This window comes from Henriciella mobilis, from assembly GCF_003576315.1.
In the GTDB taxonomy this organism is placed as follows: domain Bacteria; phylum Pseudomonadota; class Alphaproteobacteria; order Caulobacterales; family Hyphomonadaceae; genus Henriciella; species Henriciella mobilis.
Genome location: NZ_QWFZ01000003.1, coordinates 89,979 through 109,333, shown reverse-complemented (window position 1 = coordinate 109,333; position 19,355 = coordinate 89,979). Strand labels below are relative to the sequence as shown.

General features: G+C 66.3%; 21 protein-coding genes. 3 read left to right on the top strand and 18 right to left on the bottom strand.

All coding sequences use genetic code 11. From position 1 onward, the window contains the following. The first annotated feature begins 85 nt into the window (after positions 1 to 85). Positions 86 to 655, top strand: a complete 570-nt coding sequence (locus tag D1227_RS00550; RefSeq protein ID WP_119403432.1) for a c-type cytochrome — start codon at positions 86 to 88, stop codon at positions 653 to 655. Here the strand turns inward: D1227_RS00550 and D1227_RS00545 are convergent. The 18 genes from D1227_RS00545 to D1227_RS00460 form a co-directional block, all read right to left on the bottom strand. Further along, complete coding sequence (locus tag D1227_RS00545; protein ID WP_119403431.1) at positions 640 to 1,857, bottom strand: molybdopterin molybdotransferase MoeA; 1,218 nt, start codon at positions 1,855 to 1,857, stop codon at positions 640 to 642. The genes D1227_RS00550 and D1227_RS00545 overlap by 16 nt on opposite strands. After that, entirely contained in the window at positions 1,854 to 2,336 is a 483-nt protein-coding gene (moaC, locus tag D1227_RS00540) for a cyclic pyranopterin monophosphate synthase MoaC (protein ID WP_199288294.1), read from the bottom strand. Before moaC ends, D1227_RS00545 begins: the two co-directional genes overlap by 4 nt. Next, positions 2,333 to 2,878 carry a molybdenum cofactor biosynthesis protein B gene (gene moaB / locus D1227_RS00535; protein ID WP_119403430.1) on the bottom strand — a complete coding sequence of 182 codons (546 nt, stop codon included), beginning with the start codon at positions 2,876 to 2,878 and terminating at the stop codon, positions 2,333 to 2,335. The genes moaC and moaB overlap by 4 nt, the downstream gene beginning before the upstream one ends. Positions 2,879 to 2,893: 15 nt before the next feature. Next, positions 2,894 to 3,346: a molybdenum cofactor biosynthesis protein MoaE gene (locus D1227_RS00530; protein ID WP_119403429.1), complete on the bottom strand. Its 453-nt coding sequence runs from the start codon at positions 3,344 to 3,346 to the stop codon at positions 2,894 to 2,896. A gap of 2 nt (positions 3,347 to 3,348) precedes the next feature. Then, positions 3,349 to 3,597 (bottom strand): molybdopterin converting factor subunit 1, encoded by a 249-nt coding sequence (gene moaD / locus D1227_RS00525; RefSeq protein WP_119403428.1) that lies wholly within the window; start codon positions 3,595 to 3,597, stop codon positions 3,349 to 3,351. Positions 3,598 to 3,601: 4 nt separating this feature from the next. Further along, on the bottom strand, positions 3,602 to 4,633 hold the full coding sequence (gene moaA, locus D1227_RS00520) for a GTP 3',8-cyclase MoaA (protein WP_119403427.1): 1,032 nt from the start codon (positions 4,631 to 4,633) through the stop codon (positions 3,602 to 3,604). Then, positions 4,626 to 6,122: an NTP transferase domain-containing protein gene (locus tag D1227_RS00515; protein WP_119403426.1), complete on the bottom strand. Its 1,497-nt coding sequence runs from the start codon at positions 6,120 to 6,122 to the stop codon at positions 4,626 to 4,628. Before D1227_RS00515 ends, moaA begins: the two co-directional genes overlap by 8 nt. Positions 6,123 to 6,353: 231 nt before the next feature. After that, complete coding sequence (locus D1227_RS00510; protein ID WP_119403425.1) at positions 6,354 to 6,710, bottom strand: winged helix-turn-helix domain-containing protein; 357 nt, start codon at positions 6,708 to 6,710, stop codon at positions 6,354 to 6,356. Beyond that, on the bottom strand, positions 6,707 to 7,501 hold the full coding sequence (soxA, locus tag D1227_RS00505) for a sulfur oxidation c-type cytochrome SoxA (RefSeq protein WP_119403424.1): 795 nt from the start codon (positions 7,499 to 7,501) through the stop codon (positions 6,707 to 6,709). The genes D1227_RS00510 and soxA overlap by 4 nt, the downstream gene beginning before the upstream one ends. Next, entirely contained in the window at positions 7,498 to 7,815 is a 318-nt protein-coding gene (soxZ, locus tag D1227_RS00500) for a thiosulfate oxidation carrier complex protein SoxZ (protein ID WP_119403423.1), read from the bottom strand. The genes soxA and soxZ overlap by 4 nt, the downstream gene beginning before the upstream one ends. 11 nt (positions 7,816 to 7,826) lie before the next feature. Continuing rightward, positions 7,827 to 8,300 carry a thiosulfate oxidation carrier protein SoxY gene (locus tag D1227_RS00495; RefSeq protein ID WP_119403422.1) on the bottom strand — a complete coding sequence of 158 codons (474 nt, stop codon included), beginning with the start codon at positions 8,298 to 8,300 and terminating at the stop codon, positions 7,827 to 7,829. Continuing rightward, positions 8,297 to 8,767, bottom strand: a complete 471-nt coding sequence (soxX, locus tag D1227_RS00490) for a sulfur oxidation c-type cytochrome SoxX (protein WP_119403421.1) — start codon at positions 8,765 to 8,767, stop codon at positions 8,297 to 8,299. The genes D1227_RS00495 and soxX overlap by 4 nt, the downstream gene beginning before the upstream one ends. Further along, positions 8,764 to 10,041 carry an NAD(P)/FAD-dependent oxidoreductase gene (locus tag D1227_RS00485; protein ID WP_119403420.1) on the bottom strand — a complete coding sequence of 426 codons (1,278 nt, stop codon included), beginning with the start codon at positions 10,039 to 10,041 and terminating at the stop codon, positions 8,764 to 8,766. Before D1227_RS00485 ends, soxX begins: the two co-directional genes overlap by 4 nt. Next, on the bottom strand, positions 10,038 to 10,388 hold the full coding sequence (locus D1227_RS00480) for a c-type cytochrome (protein ID WP_119403419.1): 351 nt from the start codon (positions 10,386 to 10,388) through the stop codon (positions 10,038 to 10,040). The genes D1227_RS00485 and D1227_RS00480 overlap by 4 nt, the downstream gene beginning before the upstream one ends. Further along, on the bottom strand, positions 10,385 to 12,583 hold the full coding sequence (locus D1227_RS00475; RefSeq protein WP_119403418.1) for a xanthine dehydrogenase family protein molybdopterin-binding subunit: 2,199 nt from the start codon (positions 12,581 to 12,583) through the stop codon (positions 10,385 to 10,387). Before D1227_RS00475 ends, D1227_RS00480 begins: the two co-directional genes overlap by 4 nt. A gap of 12 nt (positions 12,584 to 12,595) precedes the next feature. Then, positions 12,596 to 13,051, bottom strand: coding sequence for a (2Fe-2S)-binding protein (locus D1227_RS00470; protein ID WP_119377824.1), 456 nt, complete (start codon positions 13,049 to 13,051; stop codon positions 12,596 to 12,598). A gap of 225 nt (positions 13,052 to 13,276) precedes the next feature. Next, positions 13,277 to 15,577, bottom strand: a complete 2,301-nt coding sequence (locus D1227_RS00465; protein ID WP_119403417.1) for a xanthine dehydrogenase family protein molybdopterin-binding subunit — start codon at positions 15,575 to 15,577, stop codon at positions 13,277 to 13,279. Positions 15,578 to 15,579: 2 nt separating this feature from the next. Then, complete coding sequence (locus D1227_RS00460; RefSeq protein ID WP_119377822.1) at positions 15,580 to 16,041, bottom strand: (2Fe-2S)-binding protein; 462 nt, start codon at positions 16,039 to 16,041, stop codon at positions 15,580 to 15,582. A gap of 215 nt (positions 16,042 to 16,256) precedes the next feature. Between D1227_RS00460 and D1227_RS00455 the strand changes: the two genes are divergently transcribed. Together D1227_RS00455 and D1227_RS00450 are read left to right on the top strand one after the other, a co-directional pair. Then, entirely contained in the window at positions 16,257 to 17,909 is a 1,653-nt protein-coding gene (locus tag D1227_RS00455) for an acyl-CoA dehydrogenase family protein (protein ID WP_119403416.1), read from the top strand. A 191-nt stretch (positions 17,910 to 18,100) separates the two neighbouring features. Further along, positions 18,101 to 19,270, top strand: a complete 1,170-nt coding sequence (locus D1227_RS00450) for a DsbA family protein (protein WP_119403415.1) — start codon at positions 18,101 to 18,103, stop codon at positions 19,268 to 19,270. Positions 19,271 to 19,355: the final 85 nt, after the last annotated feature.

Sequence of the window (19,355 nt, the reverse complement as noted above, 5' to 3'; positions counted from 1 at the left end):
CGGAATCAGGGGATTCGGTTTGCCCGCTGCCAAGGACGCCACTAGGTTCCACCATGTTAACAGAGATTCTTTCAGGAGACTGGATATGACGATCAAACGCGGACATGCGGCTGCTATCGCCTTCGGGCTTGTCCTGGCGACGGCGTGTGGCGGGGCCAGCGACGAACCGGCGGAGGCCGCGCCGACGCCGCCTGCTGAGAGCGAGACACCGGCAGCGGACACCCCCGGTGCGGACGAAGCCGATACGACCGAGGCAGCGGCCCCGGATGAGACGGCAGACGCCGCGCCCGAGCCGGCATCGCAATTTGCCGGTTTCCCTGAACCCTATGCGTCAGCCGATTATGATCGCGGCCGCCGGGTCTTCCTGCAGTGCCAGTCGTGTCACACGCTGGAAGAAGGCGGCGCGGCCGTCCTCGGCCCGAACCTTTATGGCCTGTTCTCCCGCAAGGTGGGAGAGGGCGAAGGCTTCTCCTATTCCAGCGCACTGCAGGAAGCCGATTTCGAGTGGACGCCGGAACAGCTTGAGCACTGGCTGGAAAATCCGCGCAGCTTCCTGCCGGGCAACAATATGAGCTTTGCCGGTGTTCGCCGCGAGGACGACCGCCATGCGGTGATCGCCTATGTGATGTCGCAGACCGGCTACGAGCCGTCCTGATCGGTCCACCGCGGCGTGCGTATCAGAATGCAATCCACGACCTGCCCGGTCTCCATTCCAGGAGCGCCGGGCAGTCTTCTTATGAGCCCGGCCGAACGGATGAAGGGCGTGATCAGCGAGCTGTCCTGATTGGCCGCGGCATGGGCCATGACAACGCCGCCATCGGTCAGGCTGATGGCCGCGCGCATATATTGTTCACGCGGACCATTCGCTGGCAGCGGGGCGGCCAGCCGGGCCTTCACGAGGGGGAGCGGCGCGCCGGTCAGGAGCGGCTGCAGGAAGAGGTGGGCGCAGACGAGCGCCGAGGCCGGATTGCCGGGCAGGCCGAGCACGCGCTTGCTGTCAGTCCTTGAAAACCAGGTCGGTTTTCCAGGACGCACGGCCACTTTCTCGAAGACCGGCTCAAAGCCTTCTGCGGCAAAGGCCGGACGCATCAGGTCATGGTCGCCGACCGACGCCCCGCCAACCGGCAGGAAGATGTCGATGTCCGGCGCGCTGATAATGGCCGACCGGATCGCATCGATCGTGTCGACCGCAATCCCGAGGTCGACTGGCTCACCGCCCCAGTCGCGGATGAGGGCCGCAAGGCCAGCCGGATTGGAATTGACGATCTCGCCCGGGGCAAGATCGCTGCCCGGCGGTTTCAGCTCATTGCCATTGGCAAGGATGCCGACACGCAGCTTCTTGTGCACGGGCAGCGCGGCGTGATTGGCCGCTGCCGCCAGGGCAAGTTCACCCGCGCAGAGCCGGGTTCCGGCGGTCAACAGCGTATCGCCTGCGGCAAAGTCCAGCCCGGCGGGCCGCACGAACTCCGAATGGTCATAGGCGTCCCGGCAGATGACCGTGTCGCCGTCGCGGTCTGTGTCTTCCTGGATGACGATGTGATTGGTCCCGGCCGGCATTTCGCCGCCGGTGAAGATGCGCACCGCCTGGCCCGTACCGACCGGCCGCTCGAACGGCGCACCGGCGGGCGCCTCGCCAATCACGGCCAGCCGGGCGCCAGCCTCCCGGACATCGTCAAGGCGCACGGCATAGCCGTCCATCGCAGAGACGGCAGCGGGCGGGCGCGACACGCGCGCCGTGATCGCCTCGGCCAGCACGCGCCCTTGTGCGTCCGCAACGCCGATGGTTTCGGTCTGCGGCAACAGGGCGTGCTCGCCCAGCCGCCGGTGGGCTTCATCGACAGAAATCAGGTCGCTCATGTGCTTTTCCGGTAGGCGCCGGACTTTCCGCCGGTCTTCTCGATTAGTTCGATGCCGCCGATCACCATCGCCTTGTCGACCGCTTTCAGCATGTCGTACAGCGTCAGGCAGGCGGTGGAGACGGCCGTCAGCGCCTCCATTTCCACGCCGGTCTGGCCGGCTGTCTTGACGCGCGCGGTGACGGTCAGTGCCGTCTCGGTCTCGTGCGGGGCAATCTCCACCTTCACGCCGGTCAGCGGCAGCGGATGGCAGAGCGGGATCAGCTCGGCGGTCTTCTTCGCGCTCATGATGCCCGCAAGTTCGGCCACGCCCAGCGGATCGCCCTTTTTCGTGTCGCGCGACAGGGCGAGTTTCAGCGTTTCCGGCGCCATGTGGACGGTGCCCTGCGCGACGGCTTCGCGCGCGGTCGTGGCCTTGGCCGACACATCGACCATCCGCGCGCGGCCGTCCGGGCCGATATGCGTCAGCTCACCGCTCAATGATCGTGCTCCATATGCTCCATCAGGCGGGGCATGATCTCGACGAGGTTGCAAGGCTTGTGGCGGCTGTCGAGCTGCAGCGAGATGACCTTGTCCCAGCCATCCTTCACCGCCCCGTTCGAGCCGGGCAGGCAGAAGATGAACGTCCCGCTCGCCACCCCGGCAATCGCACGCGACTGCAGTGTCGACAGACCGACACTCTGATAGCTGACCTGGTGGAAAATCACCGAGAAGCCGTCAATCACCTTGTCGAAGAGCGGGGTGATCGCTTCCGGCGTGACATCGAAACCGGTCAGGCCCGTGCCGCCCGAGGTGATCACGACATCGACCTCCGGATCGGCGATCCAGGCCGAGACCTGCGCGCGGATGGCGGCCTTGTCGTCGCGCAGAAGCTTGCGGTCCGCCAGGATATGGCCCGCTGCCTCGATCCGGTCGGCCAGCACCTTGCCGGAAGTGTCGGTCTCCAGCGTGCGCGTGTCGCTCATCACCAGCACGGCAATGCGCACGGGGTGGAAGGGAAGGCTTTCATTGATGCCATGCATGTGGGGTCTGTCTCCTCAAACCTTGGCCCAGCGGGCGCGGTCTTGATAATCCTGCGAGCGGGGCTCGATCCAGTGTTCGCCGGTGGCCGTGGCTTCCTTCTTCCAGAAGACGGCTTCGGTCTTGAGATAATCCATCAGGAAATCGGCAGCCTCGAAGGCGGCGCGCCGGTGGATGGAGGCGGTGGCGACGAAGACGATGGCGTCGCCGGGGGCCATCTCGCCGGTGCGGTGGATGACCTTGAGCGCCATGAGCGGCCAGCGTTCGCGCGCCTCGGCCATGGCTGTCTCGATGCCGCGTTCGGTCATCGGGGAATAAGCCTGCAGGGTGAGCGCGCGCACCTCGCCGCTGGAGGCATGATCGCGCACAAGGCCGGTGAAGCTGACAATGCCGCCGGCCCCTTTCGCCTCAGTCTCAAAGGCGGACAGCTCGCGCCCGGCGTCGAACGGCTCGTCGCTGATCCGCAGCATGCTCAGCCGCCTCCCACCGGGGGCATGAAGGCGATCTCGTCGCCGTCGCTGACAGGGTGTGGGTCGGCCACGATCTCGCTGTTCACGGCGAGGCGGATCGTCTTTTCCAGCAAGGCGCCATCGAGGCCGCGATCCCTGTCGAGCCATTCGCGCAGGGCCGATGTGTCGCGCACGGAAGTGGGCAGGGTGAGCGTTTCTTCCGGCCGGCCGAGCGTATCCATCAGGCGCCCGAAATAGAGAAGCTGGGCCATGCTCTCAGCCTCCCGTCGTCGACATGTGACGCGGCAGGGCCGGGGCTTCACCGCGCTTGCGGATGGCGAATTCGTGGCGTTCGGGCTTGCGCAGCAGCGCCTTGTCGAGCGCTTCATCGAGCGCGAATTCCGGCACCATGCTGTCGCGCAGGGCGGCGCGCAGGTCGACATGGTCGTCCTGGCCGAGGCACATATAGATACGCCCCGTACAGGTCACGCGGACCCGGTTGCAGCCCGCGCAGAAATTATTGGTCAGCGGCGTGATGAAGCCAAGGCGCCCGCCTGTCTCTGCGATCCGGACATAGCGCGACGGCCCGGCCTGCGCATCGTTGGCGGCTTCATCGGTCAGCGTCCAGCGCTGCTCCAGCTCGTCGCGGATCTCGAAGAGCGGGACATACTGGTCGACGCGGTCCTCGCCGGTCAGGCCCAGCGGCATCACCTCGATCAGCGTCATGTCGAAGCCTTGCCCGTGCGCCCACTCGACCATGGACGGGATTTCCCCCGCATTCTGGTGTTTCAGGGCGACCGTGTTGATCTTTACCTTGAGGCCGGCCTGCTTCGCCGCCTCGATTCCGTCGAGCGATTTCTGCAGGTCACCCAGCCGGGTGATCTCGCGGAACATGGCCGGGTCCAGCGTATCGAGCGAGACGTTCACCCGGCGCACGCCGGCCTTGTAAAGCCGCTCGGCATGGGCGGCCAGCAGCGTCGCATTGGTGGTCAGCGTCAGCTCGTCGAGCCCGGCACCCATATAGCGGCCGAGCCGGTCGAACAGCTCACCGATATCCTTGCGCACGAGCGGTTCGCCGCCCGTGATGCGGATCTTGCGCACGCCGCGCCGGATGAAGGCGGCAGCCACCGTTTCCAGCTCTTCGAGGCTCAAGAGGTCCTTCTTCGGCAGGAAGGTCATGTGCTCGGCCATGCAATAGGTGCAGCGCAGGTCGCAGCGGTCCGTCACCGACAGGCGGAGATAGGAGACCGTGCGCCCAAAAGCGTCGGTGAGCGGGGGTGGGGCGAGTGGGCTCTGGCCATCAGCCATGAAGGGCCTCCTCGGCAGTCTTGAGATCATGGGTGGTGTCGATATCGAAGGCGAGAGCCGGATCGAGCGGCACGCTGGCTGTGTTATCCAGCGTTTCGAACACGCCCTTGGCGCCGCGGTCGCCCTCGACCGCCATCAGCCGGTCGAAAGTCTCGCGCCGGAACAGGGCCGGCGGCATCAGCTTGCCGCCGCTTTCGGTCATCACGGCGCTCGCGCCAGCGTCCAGCACCGCCTGCAGCCGGCGCAAATGAGCGGCGGGAATATCCGGCATGTCGGCGAGCAGGATCAGCGCCTGCTCGGCCTTGTCTTCAGCCTTCAGCGCGGCGAGCCCGGCAACAAGCGAACTGGCCTGGCCGGTGTCGGCATCCGGGTTGGCGATGATCGTCCAGCCCGCGCCGAGCAGCGAGGCACGCCGGGCATCGTCGCTGCGGATGACGGCAATGCGCGCGGCCGCTTTCTCGTTGCTGAGCAGCCCGGCGGCATGGGCGATGACCGGCTGGCCCTTATAGGCCGCGAGCAGCTTGTCCCCGCCTTCGAACCGCGTCGATTCGCCAGCGGCCAGCAGGACAAGGCCGGTGCGGGCGAAGGGCGCCTTGGCCGTCTGGTGATAGGCCGCGACGATCTCGCCCAGCGTCGAGACCGCCAGCATGGAGGCATCGCGCATCGACGGGATCAGGCCGACGGGCCCATGTATGCGGGCAATCTCGGATTCGGCGACGCCAGCCTCCCGCAGGGCTTCGCAGCGGCGCGCATGGGTGCGCCGCGAGCCGACAGCGCCGACATAGAAAGCTGTACCCTCCAGCGCCTGGCGCAGCAGCGGGCCTTCCCAGTCGCCGTCATGGAACATCAGGATGAAGGCCGTCCACGGATCGTCGCTCATCACGGGCAGGTCGCCGGGCGTGTCCAGCGCGCTAACCTTTGTGAAGCCCTCAGCCATTGCAGCCTCGACATCCTCGCCATCGCGCAGCTGCAGGACGGTTTCGAGCCCGCTGGCCCGGGCAAGGCGGGCGAGCGCCAGTGGATCGGCGCCGCGCCCGGCAATCCTCACGCGAAGCTTCGGCACGTAGCGGGTCTTGATGCCGGTACCTTGTATGGCAAGCCGGGCGGGCTGGCGCGCGGCCAGCCGGTCATGGGCAGTCTTCAGCGCGGCAGGGTCGGGGTTCGGAATGATGGCGACGTCGATGGCCCCGCCGCAGGGCAGCGGCAGGTCGACAAAGGGCGAGCCCGCGCCATAGCGCAGCTGCTTTGTCTCGCCGGAGTCCAGCGCAGCCTGGGCCTGCAGGATGACATCGGCATCGATACAACCGCCGGAAATATAGCCCGCCGCCTGTCCATCCCCGGCGACCGCCATCAGCGCGCCGGTCTCGCGGACGGCCCCGCCTTCGGTCGCCGTGATCACGACAAGCGCCGCATCGCCTGCGGCCTTCCAGTCCAGCCATTGGGCGAGGACGTCCTGGGGATGTTCGAGATAGGTCTGCACCGGGCTCATCGCTCTCCGTTGTAAACGGTGATTTAGAACGAGGCTAGGGCGAATCCAGAGTATGAGAACATTGGAACCTTCGAAACCGAAGCTTTGCTTGTCGTCATCCCGGTTTTCGCAAGGCGAAAGACCGGGACCCAGCTTATTCAAAACAGTGCCCGTTCAGACTGGGTCCCGGCCCGGCCTAGGGCCGGCCGGGATGACGCTGCAAGAGTCCCTGCTATCGCAAGCTCAAGCGATCTATTTCGGCTCCTGATACCCAGTCAGTGATTGCAGTGTCTCTGCTGCACCCGATTCAGCCTCCCGGCAGGCCCTGTCATAGGCCGCAAGTACGGCTTCGCCCGTCGCCGAGAGGACAGAGCCGCCCCGGTCCGAACCGCCCACGCTCGACGTGACCAGCGGCTCGCGGAAATCGGCATTCATCTCCTCGATCAGTTTCAGCGCGCGCGGATAGGACATGGCGAGGGTGTTCGCCGCCGCCCGGATCGATCCGCCCGAGGCAATGGCACGCAGGAGCGCGGCCTTGCCCGGACCGAAACGCCCGCCATTGGCGAGGTTGATCCGGATACTGAGGCTGGCGGCTTCGCGCTCGGTCATCGCCGCACCCCTGGTGTTTCGATGGGCAGGCCCTCGGCCCGCTTGGCGAGGTAGAGCTCGACGGCCTTGTAGGTGTCCGAGCCAAGCGGCATCGGTTCGGCGCGCACGCCTTCATCGCAATCATTGAGGCGCCGGTGCAGGGAGCCGAGCGTCTGCCATTCCAGCCGGTAGGCGGGGAAGGCATTCCCATGGCCCTGGCTGATCGTGTCGCCGCGCAGCTTCTCGCCCCAATGCTCATTGTGGCACTGGCTGCAGGCGAGGTTCAGCTGGCCGCGCCGCGTGAAGAAATAGTCGCGGCCCATCTCATAGTATCGGGCGGCGGGGCCGGACACATCGACCGAGACCGGTTCGCCGCGCGAGAGGTGGGAGACATAGGCGGTCAGCGCCAGCAGGTCGTCGCTCTCATAGTCGAGCGGCGGGAGGGACTGGTGCTGCTCGCGGCACTGGTTGATCCGGCCCTCGATATTGACCAGCTCACCGGACGCCGCGTCGACCTGCGGATAATGCGCCGCCGCGCCCACCAGGTCAGCGCCATCTTCGCCATGGCAGGCGGCGCAGGCTTTTGACCCATCAACGCCTGCCCGGAACAGCTTCTCGCCCCGGTCGATCCAGAGGAAACCGGGATTGGCGAAATCGTCGGCCTGAAGGGCGCGCGTGTCGGGCTGGAGGAAGGCGGTGCCGGAGCGCTTGATATCGTCCGGCAGCGGGTCACGCACCGGTGTCCCGGCCTCCTCGGGCGGGGCCGAGCAGGCCGCAAACACCAGGCAGGCAATGAGGCCGGCCCGGATCATTCCACGGTCAGCTCATGGGTCTCGGACCAGCTCTGCCCGTCCTGGTCGGTCCAGGTGAAGTCCAGCGTGCCGGACTCGGTGGCGCGGGTGTGGAAGCTCAGAAAGGGATTGGCGGCGATGCCGGGATGGAAATCCGAGGCGAAGACCAGCTCGCCATTATACCGGCATTCGAAACGGGTGATGACGTCGCGCGCGACCACATCGCCGCGGGAGTCGCGCCGGTAGCCGGTCTCCATCTTGTGCTGGATCATGGCCTTGAGTTCGATCACCTCGCCCTTGCTGGCAGTGTCTGGGGCGGAAATGCGGATGGTCATCGTAGGGCCTCCTATCCGATCACGCAGGCGGCGAGGGTGACGACTGTGCTGGCCGAGCCGACCCACAGGCTGCCGTCGCTCATCTCGGCGACGGCGCGGATGCGCTGCGTCCCGGCCATGCGGATGCGGGTGGAAACCTCCGCCTTGCCGGCGCGCGGGCCGAGTTCGAAGACGGCAATCTCCGCAATCGGGTTGCGCGGCGAGATGATGGCCATGCGGCGGACATGGTTCTCCTCGGTCATCGGGCTGTCGGCAGAGACGGTAATCGCGACCGAATTGCCGTTCTCGGCAATCGGCGGCAGTTTCACTGTCACCTTGCCTTCATTCAGCCTGCCGTCTCCGAAGATGTCGCGAATGGCGGCGTCGGCGTCCTCCGGCTCGCCGAGCGCTGCGAAGGGCAGGGCGCTCGACAGCATGCCGGCGCCGAGGCCCGTCAGCGCCAGCCGGCGGCTGAGCGTCAATTCATCTGTCCGGTCATTCTTCATTCTTCACCGTCCTGCGTCTTCAGCGTCGATAGCCAAGCGACAAGGTCCTCGATCTGGCGGGCGCTCAGGGCCGGCTCGCCGCGATAGGCCTCGCCCACCTGGTTGAGGCCGCCTGTCCGGTAATATGAGGGCATTACCGTCTGCGGCCAAATCCTTTGCGCGTCGGCAATGCGCAGCCGGATCTGGCCGGGCGTGAGCCGGTCGCCGAGCCCCGTCAGCGGCGGGCCCACATTGCCCTGGAATTCAGCGTCCAGACCCGCAACGGCATGGCAGAGGACGCAGTGGCCCTGCTCCCGGTCTGTGAAGACGGCCTTGCCGCGCGCTGCGTCTCCGGTCTCGCCGCCGAGCGGGGCGGGGATGGCGTCGCCGTCGATGGTGACCGGTTCGGTAAGGCGCTGGCCGGTTTCATAGCCGCAGGCGGCGGCGAGCAGCAGTCCAGCGGCCATCGCCCAAGAGACGGCTCTCATCCAAACGCCTCGGCAGTGATCGTGCGGAACCAGGCAGCGGCCTGCGCGGCTTCGGCTTCGCGCACGGCAGGCCCGCCATCCATCGGGCTGAGGCCGCCGGCGCCTTCGACGTTGGTCAGCGCGCCGCCATCATTGGTGTAGACGCCGGTGATCGAGACGGCCGCATCATCGGCAATGTAGGAGTAGCAGGTATTGGCCAGCACCGAGGCCTGCGGCTCGCGCCCGGCCATGAGGCGCGCAATCTGCGCCGCGCAGACCTTGGCCTGCAGGTTTGCCGAAAAGGCCGATTTCGGCATTGGCGCGGCAATCGTCGCATCGCCGAGAACGTGGATGCCGGGCACCAGCGTGGACTCGAAGGCCAGCCCGTCAATCGGGCACCAGCCGGTCTGGTCGGCGACACCGGCCGCGTCCGCGATGGCGCCAGCCTTCTGCGGCGGGATGATGTTGGCGACATCCGCCTGGATCTCGTCGAACTCGGTGAACACCGTCATCGCCTGCGGATCGACGCGGACCACCCGGCCGAAATCGCTCGCGCCGCGCCATTCCAGATGGTCCGGATAGCGCTCGGCCCAGGCCTGTTGGAACAGCGGCTGCTTGGAGAAGCTGTCCTTGGCATCGAGCAGCAGCAGTTTCGAGTTTGGCTTGTACGTCTTGAGGTAATTCGCGATCAGGCTGGCGCGTTCATACGGGCCGGGCGGGCAGCGGAACGGGGCGGCCGGGGCCGACATCACGACGAGGCCGCCATCTTCCATCGCTTCCAGCTGGTGGCGCAGCAGCGTGGTCTGCGTCCCGGCTTTCCAAGCATGTGGCATGGCTTCGGTGGCCGCTTCGTCATAGCCTTCCAGCGCACCCCAGCGCATGTCGATGCCGGGCGACATCACCAGCCGGTCCCAGGACAGCGTGCTGCCATCCGACAGGGTCACGGTGCGCGCCGCGCCGTCGACCGCCTCGGCCCTCGCCCGGACGATATCGACGCCATAGCCCCTGAGGCGATCCAGCGTGAAAGCCTGCGCTGACATCTCCCGCCCGCCGCCGATGACGAGATTGCTGAACGGGCAGGCATAATAGGTCTCGTTCGGCTCGATCAGCGTGACCGAGGAGGACGGCAGGAACAGCTTCAGGAACTTCGCCGCCGTCGCCCCGCCAAAGCCGCCGCCGATGACGACGAGGTTCGCCTTGGTCTGGCCGAGCGCGGCGGGCGAGAGCCCGGTCATCGCCGCGGCGGCGCCAAGCCCCGTCAGCACGGTGCGGCGGTCGAGTGAAATCCCGGTCATCGCGGCCCCTCATCGGCGAGGTATGTACTGATCGCCTCGATATCCTCGGCGCTGTAGCCGCGCATCAGCCGGTTCATCACCGTCGTGCCATCCTCATCGGATTTGTAGAGCGTCAGCGCCGTTGAGAGCTCGGCTTTCGAATAGCCCTCCAGCGAGACGATGGCGCCGCCGGACGGGCCATGACAGCCCGAACAGGCAAGCGCGAGCTGCGCCGTGCGCCCGGGCACGGCCAGCGCCGCAGCGTCTTTCTCTTCCACGGGCCCGGCACCGTCAGGCGCGCAGGCGGACAGGCCCGCCACAGCGCCCATCAGGGCCGCGGCAAGCCATCGTCCGGCCTGTCTGGTCAAGCGTCCCTCAGCGGCTGGTCCTTCAGCGGCAGCTGGCGGATACGCTTGCCCGTCGCCGCATAGATCGCGTTGAGGACCGCCGGCGCGGCCACGGCAATGGTCGGCTCGCCAACCCCGCCCCAGAAGCCGCCGGACGGCATCACGATCGTCTCGACTTCCGGCATCGCCGCCAGACGCATCGACGGGTAGGTGTCGAAATTCTTCTGCACCGTCTCGCCATTCTCGAAGGTGATCTCGCCATAGAGCGCGGCCGACAGGCCATAGACGAAGGAGCCGGCGACCTGCGCATCGATCTGCTGCGGATTGACGGCATAGCCGGGGTCCGTGGCAGCCACGATACGGTGGATCTTGAGCTCGCCTTCATCGCTAACGGTGACTTCCGCGCAGGCCGCGGTATAGGCGCCGAAGGAATAGAAGGCACACAGGCCGCGCGAGAGCCCGTCATCATTGCCCCAGCCGGACTTGTCGGCGACCGCCTGCAGGACGGCTGCGAGTTCCGGGCTGTCCTGGGTATGGGCGAGCCGGAATTCCAGCGGGTCACGCCCGGCGGCATGGGCCAGCTCGTCCATGAAGCATTCTAGGTAGATGGCGTTCTGGTTGGCATTCACGCCTCGCCAGAAACCCGGCCGCACCGGCGGGTTGCGCATCGCATGCTCGGCGAGGAAGGCCGGGAAGGTGTATTTCAGCGTCTGGTCTTCCACACGTGGATCGACACCGGAGGGCAGCAGGCCCTGGAAGGCGAGGAAGTCCATGCCGTCCTGGAGCGCCTGCGGCATCAGCCCGGCGAAGATGGACTGGCCGGAAAGGCGGATCTTCAACCCGGTGAGGTTGCCGTCCGCATCGAGGGCACCCTGGCAACGCGCCTTCGTCGTCGGGTGGAAGAAGCCATGCTGCATGTCTTCTTCACGCGTCCAGAGCAGCTTGATCGGCGTGCCCGGCATTTCCTTGGCGATGGTCACCGCCTGGGTGACGAAATCGCTCATGCCGCGCCGGCCAAAACCGCCGCCGAGCAGCTGCTTGTAGACATCGCACTGCTCGATGGGCAGGCCGGACGCCTCAGCTGCTGCGGCCAGGGCCGCTTCGCCATTCTGCGTGCCGCACCAGACTTCGCATTTCTCTTCGGTCCAGACGGCGGTGGCGTTCATTGGCTCCATGCAGGCATGGTTCTGGTGCGGGGCGTTATAGGTCGCCTCGATCACCTGCGCGGCGCCCGCAAAAGCGCCGTCGACATCGCCTGCCTGGTTGCCGACATAGGCTTCGTCAGCCGTCAGGCCGGCGTCGAGATCAGCTTCGAAGGCGGCGGAGGAAAAGTCGGACCCCTCGCCTGCCTGCCATTCGATCTGGACCGTATCGAGCGCTTTCTTGGCCTGCCACCATTTGTCGGCGACGACGGCGACCGCATTGTCACCGACCTGCAGGACCTTCTTCACGCCCGGCATGGATTCGGCCGCGCTGGCATCGAAGCTGGCAACTGTGCCGCCGCGTTTCGGGGCCTGCTTGATCGCCGCATTGAGAAGGCCGTCCAGCTTGATGTCGGCGCCATAGACCTGCTTGCCGGTGACCTTGTCTGCGGTGTCGAGGCGCTTCACCGGCTGGCCGATGATCTTCCACTCCGACGGGTCCTTCAACGTGATCTCAGTCGGCACTTCGAGCTTCGCTGCCTCGGCGGCGAGCTCGCCATAGGTGTAGGAATTACCAGACGGGCCATGCGTGATCACGCCCTTCTCGACGGAACACTCACTGACCGGCACGTCCCAGCGATTGGCGGCGGCCTGGACAAGCATCATCCGGGCTGCTGCGCCGCCTTCGCGGACATAGTCGTGGCTGCCGCGGATGCCGCGTGAGCCGCCGGTGGAGAAGTCGCGCCAGACGCGGTCGCGGGCGAGGTTCTCGCCGGGTGTCGGATATTCGGTCGTGACCTTGTCCCAGTCGCATTCGAGTTCCTCGGCGACGAGCTGGGCAAGGCCGGTCAGCGTGCCCTGGCCCATTTCAGACCGGGCGATGCGGATGACAACCGTATCGTCATTATTGATCAGCACCCAGGCATTCACTTCCGGATTGGGGTCTGCATCTGCGGCCGTCTCGCCGTCTTCGCCGGCGCCCGGCGAACAAGCCGCCAGGATGCCGATGGTCAGGCCGGTCGCGCCGGTGCCGATAATGAAGCCTCGGCGGGAAAGATTGATCGTGTCAGCCATGTTCCTGCCCCCCTAGGCTTTTTTCGTCTTGGCGAGATGAATGCCCTTGCGCACCCGCGCGAGCGTCCCGCAGCGGCAGATATTGGTGACCTGCTGGTCGATATCCTCGTCGGTCGGGTCCGGCGTGTTGTTGAGCAGGCCGGCGACCGCCATGATCATGCCCGGCTGGCAGTAGCCGCACTGGGGGATGTCCATTTCGACCCAGGCCTGCTGGACCGGGTGGGAGCCGTCTTCCGAGAGGCCCTCAATCGTGGTGATCTCTTCCTCGCCGGACAGGGCACCGACCGGATAGGTGCAGGAGCGAACCGGCTGGCCGTCGATATGGACTGTGCACGTGCCGCACTGGGCGATGCCGCAGCCATATTTCGTCCCCGTCAGGCCGAGGTCTTCCCTCAACACCCAGAGGAGCGGCGTCGTCTCGTCCGCATCCACGGTGACTTTTTTTCCGTTTACCTTGAGTTCTGCCATGGCCGTACTCCTTCTCGGTCTGGCGGGCGCCAAGACGGATCGGAAGGAAGCGGTTTAAGTGCAACAAAGGTGTTGCCCTGACCTTCTCGGGACGGCTTGGCCTGGACTGTTGCCAATATCCTAGATCGCGGTTCCGGCAGAGACCAGCGTCATCGTAAAAAATATTTTCGCGCGTCCGGCGGCGCGGCCGGCCGGGGCGTCCCCGGCCGGCCCCCTACCTGGAGTCTAGCCGAGCGCGGCCTTCACGGCGTCTGCGCGGATCGGGATGTGGCGCAGGCGCACGCCCACGGCATCATAGATCGCATTCGCGATGGCCGGCGCCACGACGGTGGTCGCCGGCTCGCCCAGCCCGACCGGCACTTCGGTGCTGTCGACGAAGCTGATATCCAGCTCCGGCGCCTGCCCGAAGCGCAGCGGCGAATAGGTGTTGAGGTTGACGTCCTTGACCCGGCCCTTCTCGAAGGCGGTGCCTTCGTGCAGGGCCATGGACAGGCCCCAGAGCGAGGCGCCTTCCATCTGTGCCATGGCGCCATCCGGATCGACCACCGTTCCGGCGTCGGCGACCAGCGTAAGCTTTTCAGCCGTCACCTGACCGCTGTCGCGGTCGACCTTCACCCGTGCGACACAGGCAACCCAGGTCGGCATGTCGCGTTCCTGGCCGAAGCTGGTCGCGATGCCGAGGCCGGTATCGGCGGGCAGCTCGCTGCCCCAGCCGGCTTTCTCGGCGGCGCGGCGGACCACTTCATGCTGGCGCCTCGCGCCGCCGACAGAATTCGGCGCGCTGCCCGCATTGCGGCCCTCGCCGGTCAGCAGGGACAGGCGGAATTCGACCGGGTCCTTGCCGAGCGCGTGGGCGGCTTCGTCCATGAAGCTTTCCAGCGCCCAGTTGGTGAAGCCCGGTCCGACCGACCGCAGCCAGCCAGGCCGGAAGGTCTCGTTGGCGAGCGTGTTCTCGATGGCGCGCACCCGGTGCGGGCCGACCGCGTACCAGTGATTGGCGCCGTTGATCGCGAACGGGTCGAAGGGCGCGCCGTTCACGCCATTCGGCATGAAGAAGGGCGCCATCGCCTTGGTCGGCCAGCCGGCAGCGACATGCTGCTCCATGCCGGTGACCTTGCCTTCGCCATCGGCGGCGAGGCGCACGCGCTGGACGGCCGGTGAGCGGGGGCTGTCGAGCAGGGAGTCATCCTCGCGCGTCAGCACCATCTTCACCGGCTTGCCAAGCTGCTTGGCCGCGATGGCCGCCGGGACGGCATAGTCGCCGTTCAGCCGGCGTCCGAAGCCGCCGCCGAGACGGTAGGTCTTCAGCACGATCTTCTCTTCCGGCATGTCGAGCGCCTGCGACAGCCAGGGCAGGACGAGGCTTTGCCACTGATTGCCGGTATGGATCTCCATCGTGTCGCCATTCATCACGGCGAGCGCGTTGACCGGCTCCAGCTGCATGTGCAGCACCGTGTTGCAGGTATAGGTCTGGTCGATGGTCTGGGCGGCGGCCTCGAAGGCGGCGGCGGTTTCCACGTCGCCCGTGTCGAGGATCGAGCCGGCGCTGTCATCACTGATCAGCGTGCGGGCGCGGTCGAGGATGTCCTCTTCCGACACATCGGCGCCGGGCCCCGGCGTCCAGTCGACCTTGATGGCGTCGGCGGCCTTGATCGCGGCGGGGTAGGTGTCGGCGATGGCCAGCACCCAGCCCGACGTCGTGCCCGACGGATCGTCGATCGCGATCGCCTGGCGGTAGCCCTTGATCTCGGTTGCCGCGCTGTCGTCGATGGAATTCACCTTCGAGCCGTGGCGCGTTGGCGGCATGACGGGGCGGGCATAGACCATCCCGTCCACCTTGGCGTCGATGCCGAACATGGCGGTGCCGTCAACCTTGCCGGCGATGTCGCGCGCCTGGACGGGTTCACCGATCAGGCGACGTTCGCTGGCCGGCTTGATGGCGATCGAGCCGATCTCCTCCTCGGTGAAGGTCTTCTCGATGCCGCCCGCGACGAGTTCGCCATAGCTGACTTTCTGGTCGCCGCAGATGACCTCGCCGGCGCGGGCAGAACAGTCGCCCGGTGCAACGCCCATCTTCGCGGCGCCCGCTTCGATCAGCGCCTGGCGGCCAGCGGCCCCGGCCTGCGAGTAGAGCGGGAAGGTCTGCCAGACCGACCAGCTGCCGCCGGTGACCATGAGGCCCCATTTCGGGTCGGAGTCGACATGGTTGATGCGCACATCCGCCCAGTCGGCCTCCAGCTCATCGGCGAGGATGCGCGCGAGCGCGGTGCCGACATGCTGGCCCATCTCGGCGCGGATGATGTTGATGGTGACGATGCCGGCGCTGTCGATGGTGAACCATTTGATCGGCTCATAGGTGACGTCCGGCGCGGAGGTCGCCTCACCATCACTTTCAGCCTCGCCGCTGCCGGGCGAGCAGGCGGCCAGGAAGCTGAACGCGACGGTCGTCCCGGCAGTCGAGACGAGGAAGCCCCGGCGCGACATGGCTGGTGATTTCGGTGCTCTTGGATCCTTCAGACGGGTCATGATCAGGCCCCCTTCATTTCGTCGGCGGCTTTGCGCACGGCCTTGCGGATGCGATTGTAGGTCATGCAGCGGCAGAGATTGCCGGTCATGATCGCATCGATGTCGCCATCATTGACGTTCGGGTCCTGATTGAGCGCCGCCGCAGCGGTCATGATCTGGCCGGACTGGCAGTAACCGCATTGCGGCACCTGCAGCTCGCGCCAGGCTTTCTGGACCGGATGGTCGGCGGCCGGGTCCAGCCCTTCAATCGTGGTGATCTCGGCGCCGATGGCCGCTTCGAGCGGGGTGATACAGGATCGCCGCGCCTCGCCATTGATATGGACGGTACACGCCCCGCACTGGCCGATCCCGCACCCGAACTTGGTGCCGGTGAGATTGGCCTCGTCCCGGATGACCCAGAGGAGCGGGGTATCATTGTCCGCATCCACCTGAACCGATTTTCCATTGATCTTGAGTTCCGCCATCTGCGTTGTCCTCTCTGGCTGGCTCGTGACACCGGACAAGGCTTTCTCGCGAGCCGTTCGGCGGTGTCTCTGCCGGGGATGATAGTCCTCGCAGGAGCATGAGACCAGCCGGGCGGCAAAATTTCCGCGCGGCGCAGCACGCACCATTCCTGCGCGCGCCCGCCTGTCCTACACTCGGCAGAAGACCGGACAGCCGGCTGACAGGAGGACACGCCATGACCCACCACGCCCCGATCGCGGAGCTGGAAACCCATACCGTCACCAACCAGCCGCAGCCGCTCGAGGAGTCCAATCTCTTCGGCGGAGACCGGGCCCTGCGCAGCGCGGTGTCGGCCTTTGGCGGCGATGTCCATGCCGGGCGGCTGGGCGAATTCGGCAAGGCCTGCGGCAGCGCCGAGGCGATCCAGTGGGGCCGCCAGGCGAACGAGAACCCGCCAAGGCTCAAATCCTTCGACCGCTATGGCCACAGGCTGGATGAGGTCGAGTTCCACCCGGCCTATCACCAGCTGATGGCGCTTGGCCTCGATCACGGCATTTCCGGCGCGCCATGGCAGGTGGGCGAGGCCGGGCATGTCCTGCACGGGGCCATGATGATCATGATGATGCAGGCCGATGCGGGCGTGACCTGCCCGATGTCGATGACCTATGCCTGCGTCGCCGCGCTCGGGGCCGATGAGCAGATTGCCAGCACCTGGTCGCCGCGCGTGACGGCGCAATCCTACGATCCGCGTTTCATCCCGGCTGACCGGAAAACCGGCGTCACTATCGGCATGGCCATGACGGAGAAGCAGGGCGGCTCGGATGTCCGCGCCAACACCACAAAAGCCGAGCCAGCCGGCGATGGCGGCTACATCCTGACCGGCCACAAATGGTTCTGCTCGGCGCCCATGTCGGACGCCTTCCTGACGCTGGCCTATGCCGAGGGCGGGATGACCTGCTTCCTTGTTCCGCGCTGGCGCCCGGACGGGACACGCAATGCGATCCACATCATGCGCCTGAAGGACAAGATGGGCGACAAGTCCAACGCCTCCTCGGAGATCGAGTATCATGGCGCCTGGGCCGAACGGCTGGGCGAAGAGGGCCGGGGCGTGCGCACCATCATCGATATGGTCCAGCATACCCGCTACGACTGCACCCTGGGCTCGGCGGGCGGGATGCGGGCAGCGCTCGCCCAGGCGCTCTGGCACACCTCGCAGCGCCGGGCCTTCCAGAAAGCCCTGATCGACCAGCCGGCCATGCGCGCGGTGCTGGCGGACCTCGCCCTTGAGAGCGAGGCGGCCACGGCGGTTGCGCTGCGGATCGGGGCGAGCCTCGACCGGGCAAGGACCGATCCGGACGAGGCCGCCTTCATGCGGCTTGCCACGCCGATTGCTAAATACTGGGTCTGCAAGCGCCAGCCGGGTTTCGTCTATGAGGCGCTGGAATGTCATGGCGGGGCAGGCTTCGTCGAAGAAGGGCCGATGCCGCGCCTCTTCCGCCAGTCACCCCTGAACGCGATCTGGGAAGGCTCCGGCAATGTCATCGCGCTCGATATCCTGCGCGCCCTCTCGCGTGAGCCGGAAAGCCTGAAGGCGGTCGAGGCCGAGCTGGAAACCGCGCTCGGTGTTAATGATATTTATGACCGTCATTGCGCCAGCCTGGCTGATTTCACCGAGCCGGGGGCCCTGCACGAGGGCTCGGCGCGCGCCTTTGCGCAGGCCATGGCGCTTGCCCTGCAGGCCGCTGCCTTGAAGCAGACCGCGCCGGATTTCGTCTTCCATGGGTTCTGTGCCCAGCGCCTTGCCAGCGGGCGGCGCGGCTTCCTCTATGGTGACGTTGACAGCAGCGTCGATCAGGATGCGCTCATCGAGCGGGCCATGCCGGGTTGAGGTCGCGTGGTTTAAATTGACACAATGTGTGCCAATAGCTAGTCTGCCAGCCTGTAGAGGGGGCTTTTCGCTGCATGTCACTGAAGACGTTCATTGCATCGAGGGTCACCCGCCGCCTGACCAGTCCGGAGCGCCTGACAGCACGGCGACAGAAGGCTGATCGCAGGCGGCAGAAGCGCGGGGAGGCGTGTATGGTCGACTATTTTCATGATGCGTCCGATCCGTATTCGCATCTCGTCGCGCAAGTCCTGCCGCAGCTCGTGGCCCGCTACGATATCGAGCTTGTGCCGCATCTGGTTTCCCCGCCGCCAGACTGGGCCGCGCCGGACCGTCAGAAGCTGGTCAGCTATTCCAGGCTCGACGCCGAAAGGCTGGCGGCCAGGGCAGGGCTGGACTTCAAGGATCCGGGCGAGCAGCCCCCGTCTGGGCGGACGCAGATTGCCGAGGCGGCGCTGGCAAAAGCCATCAGTGCGGGGACTTTTTTCCAGGAGGCCGCCGGCATCGGCGAATGGCTCTGGACCGGCGAAGGCCAGATCCCGGAAGCCGGCGGCGATGCGGGCGCGGCCAAGCAGGAAGGCGATGCGAAACGCGACGAACTCGGCCACTATCTGGCCGGCACCTTCCATCTCGACGGTGAATGGTTCTGGGGCATCGACCGGCTGCACTATCTCGAAGCCCGGCTTGCGGCGGCCGGGCTGCGAAAGCCGGGGGCGCCGGATACGCCCATCTTCGCGCCGCCACCACTGCTGGCCAATCCGCCCGCCGCGCAGGGACAGGCGCCGGAGCTTCACTATTATCTCTCCTTCCGCAGTCCCTACACCTGCATCGCCGCCAGCCGGGTCAAGGCGCTCGCGGACGCCTATGGCGCCGAGCTGAAGCTGCGCTTCGTCCTGCCCATGGTGATGCGCGGCATGCAGGTGCCCCGCACCAAGGGCATCTACATCCTCAAGGATACCGCCCGCGAGGCGCAGCGGCTCGGCATTCCGTTCGGCAAGGTTGCCGACCCGGTCGGCGAGCCGGTCGAGCGCGGCTATTCCCTGCTCCCCTGGGCGATGGAAGAGGGCAAGGGGTTCGCCTATGCCGAGAGCTTCCTGAACGGGGTCTGGGCCGAAGGCATCGACGCTGGGTCCGATAGCGGGCTGAAAACGATCGTCGAACGCGCGGGCCTCGACTGGAAGACGGCGAAACCGCTCATCGGGAACGAGGACTGGAAACCGATTGCCGAGGCCAACCGCGCGGAAATGATGGGCCTTGGAATCTGGGGTGTGCCAAGCTTCCGGGTGGGGGATGTTTCGGCCTGGGGGCAGGACCGGCTCTGGCTGATCGAGGAGGCTCTGCAGCGCGAACGGGGCCTGGCCTGAAATCAGACTGGAAGTGTACCGGAATTGTACTGGAATCATACGGAAATCAGACTCTCGCAAGACCCGGCCGCGGCGCGGAAAAAAG